A 520-nucleotide genomic window follows, 5' to 3' on the forward strand; every position below is an offset into this window, starting at 1 on the left:
TTCGCGTCTGTCTGCGTCAGCGCATTCCGGAGCTGGGTGATGCTCTGCGAATTGCTGACCACATCGTTGCCAATCTGGCTGACATTCGAGCTGAGTACGCCGGCTGCGTTTGCCAGCGCGGAAACACCGAGACCGGAGTACATCTCAGCAACCTTGTCTGACAGCTTCAGGCCCAGGTTGATATACGCCTGGCCGGTCCACTGATTCACCAGAAACTCAACGGTATTCCAGCCTGCTTTCAGTTCAAAACTGCCGGTAGTCCAGCTGGCGTTACCCCAGGCAACCTGAACGCCATTTACAAATACAGCACCGGTATCATCAAAAACCCTGTTACCGGGCGCCATTGTGATGGTGGTATCGGCGGCCACTTTTACCTGGCAGGAATACAGCGCGATCAGATAGCTGCCGGCGGACGTAAAGTCCAGTTTGGCCGCGTCGGCCACCTCATCCACGACCACGGGCGCCACGGCGCGAATATCGCTGAATGACGGGACTGTCCCGGCGTTAGCCAGCTGCACAG

Annotated in this window: 1 protein-coding gene; it reads right to left on the minus strand. The window is 57.5% G+C overall.

What is annotated here, in order from left to right; translation table 11 throughout:
- Positions 1-520 (minus strand): hypothetical protein (locus tag KHQ28_RS26730; protein ID WP_211777746.1); only part of this gene is annotated, 520 nt, incomplete at both ends.

The sequence above is a fragment of the Klebsiella sp. 28 genome (genome assembly GCF_018223905.1).
Classification (GTDB): Bacteria; Pseudomonadota; Gammaproteobacteria; order Enterobacterales; family Enterobacteriaceae; genus Klebsiella; species Klebsiella pneumoniae.